The organism is Roseospira visakhapatnamensis, from assembly GCF_014197915.1.
GTDB classification, from domain to species: Bacteria; Pseudomonadota; Alphaproteobacteria; order Rhodospirillales; family Rhodospirillaceae; genus Rhodospira; species Rhodospira visakhapatnamensis.
Window position 1 is genome coordinate 1 of sequence record NZ_JACIGK010000073.1, and the last position, 2610, is coordinate 2610.

A 2610-nucleotide genomic window follows, 5' to 3' on the forward strand; every position below is an offset into this window, starting at 1 on the left:
GTCGCCTTCGACGGCGAGGACAAGACCAAGCTGTCCTGCGTCTTGCCCGGCGGCCATCGCTTCGAATGCCTGGTGGGCGCCAGCGTGCAGAGCGGCCTGTCGCTGGCCGTGCGCTGCAAGCATCCCTTCGTGCCCACCTGGGACCAGTGGGGCGCCAGCCCCTGGGTCCGCGACTACCTGGTCGCCGCCGTGGCCCGGGAGGCGAACGTCATCGTCTCCGGGGCCACCAACACCGGCAAGACCACGCTGCTCAACATGCTGCTGGCCACCCTGCCCGACGAGCGCCGCGTGGTGGCCCTGGAGGACACCCCCGAACTGCACATCGGCCGCTTCTGGGACGGCGCCGGCCTGCTGGCGGCGCGCGAGGCGGCCACCGGCGCCGGCATGGTCAGCTGGCGGGAACTCTACGACCACCTGATGCGCATCACCCCCGACCACATCGTGCTGGGCGAGATCAGCACCCAGAACGCCTTCGCCGCATTGGCCGCGCTCAACAGCGGCGTCACCGGCTTCATGTGCACCATCCACGCCGAAAGCCCGGAACAGGTCATTCACCGCAAGTTCGACCAGAACATCGCCTGGTCGGGCGCCGTCATGCCCAACGTGCCCGAGTTCCTGGGCGACCTGGTCGACGTGGTGGTGCAGATCAAGCGCCGCGCCGACGGCTATCGCCACATCACCGACATCTGGGAGGTCCGCAACCGCCGCTTCGTCCTCAGGGACGGCGTCCTCGACGATGGGGAGGCGCCGGCATGATGGTGCTCGGCCGGCTGCTGTTCCTGGTCATCCTGGCCGCCACCGTGGGCGGCATCCTGGCCTGGTGGCATCACCTGGTGGGCTTCGACGCCCGCGACGGCCGCTGGTGGGTGTGGCTGTGGCAGTCCCTGCTGCACCCCGAGGGCCTGCCCGCCCCCCTGACCCGGGCGGCCTGGACCGGCGGCGTCGCCGGGCTCATGGCCATGGCCCTGACCGCCGCCCTGCTGGGCCGCGCCGGCAACGTCACGCGCGCCGGCGGGGTCAAAACCCGCGACCTGCACGGCACCGCCCGCTGGGCCACCACCCGCGATGTGCGCCGGGCCGGGCTGCTGGGCCGGCGCGGCGTGGTGGTGGGCGGCTGGAAACGCCCCCTCGGCGGCGTCCGCCCGCTGCGCCACGACGGCCCCGAACACGTGCTGTGCTTCGCGCCGACGCGCTCGGGCAAGGGTGTGTCGCTGATCCTGCCGACCCTGCTGACCTGGCCGGAAAGTGTCCTGGTGCTGGACATCAAGGGCGAGAACCACGCGCTCAGCGCCGGCTACCGCGCCTCGCTGGGCCATACCGTGCTGGCCTTCGATCCCACCGACCCGCGTGCCCGGGTGCGCATCAACCCGCTCGCCGAGATCCGCCTGGGCACCGGCCAGGAGATCCGCGACTGCCAGAACATCGCCACCATGATCATCGACCCCGACGGCCGGGGGCTGAAGGACTACTGGATGAAGGAGGGCTTCGCCTGGCTGTCCACGGCGCTCCTGCACGTCCTCTATCGCCGGCACCGGGAGGGTGGAGACACCGCCTGCCTGGCCGACGTCAACGCCGTCCTCTCGGGCATCGGCGCCGGCGATGACGGCGACGATGAGGACCGCTTCCTGGACCTGCTGCGCGACATGGCCGCCTTCGAGCACGGTGACCCCGTGATCGACGCCGAGGTGCGGCGCGGCGCCCACCGCATGATGCTCAAGGCGGTCCAGGAACGCTCGGGCGTGCACTCCTCGGCCATCACCGGCATGGCGTTGTTCGCCGATCCCATCATCGCCCGCAACACGGCGTCGAGCAGCTTCGCGGTCGCCGACCTGATGCACGGCGACAAACCGGCGGCGCTCTATCTCATGGTGCCGCCCTCGGACATCGATCGCCTGCGGCCGCTGATCCGCATCCTCATGAGCCTGGTGCTGCGCCGCCTGACCGAGAGCATGGCCTTCGAGAACGGCGCCCCGGTGAAGCACTACACCCACCGGCTGCTGCTGATGCTCGACGAGTTCACGGCCGTCGGCAAGCTCGACGTCATGGAGAAGGGGCTCGCCTACATGGCCGGCTACGGCCTGAAGGCGGTCCTGATCGTCCAGGACATCGCCCAACTGCACCAGACCTACGGCAAGGACGAGAGCCTCACCGGCAACTGCCACATCCGCGTGGCCTTCGCCCCCAACCGCCTGGAGACGGCCGAGCATCTCTCCAGGCTGGCCGGCAAGGCCACCATCGTCCAGGCGCGGCGCTCGCGCTCCGGACGCCTGGGCGAGCGGCACTCCGTCAGCGACAGCCAGGCCGAGGTGGCCCGCCCGCTGCTGACCGCCGACGAGGCGCTCCGCCTGGGCGGGCTGCGCACGGGCCGGCGCGGCCGCGTGATCCCCGGCGAGGCGCTGATCTTCGCCGCCGGATCGCCCCCCATGCGCGGCGTCCAGACCCTCTACTTCCAGGACAAAACCCTGCGCCGGCGCGCCCGCCTGGCCCCGCCCGAGCCCCCATCGGAGCGCCCATTGGAGCCCGCACCCGCCACCGATCCCATCCCCGAACAAGGACACCCGTCATGACGACCGCGACCAACGGCATCCTCAGAGCCCACGACGCCACCGT

Annotated in this window: 2 protein-coding genes; both read left to right on the forward strand. The window is 71.2% G+C overall.

All coding sequences use genetic code 11. From position 1 onward, the window contains the following. The coding region (locus GGD89_RS19375) for an ATPase, T2SS/T4P/T4SS family (RefSeq protein WP_184049123.1) at positions 1-756 on the forward strand (756 nt) is incomplete at its 5' end. After that, the gene (locus GGD89_RS19380) at positions 753-2567 is read left to right on the forward strand and encodes a type IV secretory system conjugative DNA transfer family protein (protein ID WP_221238576.1); all 1815 of its coding nucleotides are present in this window, start codon (positions 753-755) and stop codon (positions 2565-2567) included. The genes GGD89_RS19375 and GGD89_RS19380, both read left to right, overlap by 4 nt. Positions 2568-2610: the final 43 nt, after the last annotated feature.